The 302-nt window shown below is 65.9% G+C and carries 1 pseudogene; it reads right to left on the reverse strand.

The features are described 5' to 3' along the window. Window positions 1–302: pseudogene (locus BST40_RS30570) on the reverse strand (hypothetical protein); the annotation flags it as partial.

The following is a 302-nucleotide window of genomic DNA, read 5'->3' on the forward strand; positions in this document are numbered from 1 at the left end:
TGCCACCACCGGCCGTACCGTTGTGGTCACCGGAATTGCCGCCGCCGGCACCGCCGTTGGAGGAACCTGAATTCCCACCGCCGGCAACGTTATTGCTGAAACCGGAGTTACCGCCGCCGGGGCTGCTGTTGTTTTCACCCGAGTTGCCGCCGTTGGCGAAGCCGCCGTTGTTTTTGCCGGAATTGCCCGAACTGCCAGCGCCACCGTTGTAGGACCCCGAGTTACCACCGCCCACGCCACAGATCACGCACCCCGAGATCCCGCCGCCCACGCCGCACAAGAACGAGCCGGACCAACCGCCC

Origin of the sequence: Mycobacterium persicum (genome assembly GCF_002086675.1) — a bacterium.
In the GTDB taxonomy this organism is placed as follows: Bacteria; Actinomycetota; Actinomycetes; order Mycobacteriales; family Mycobacteriaceae; genus Mycobacterium; species Mycobacterium persicum.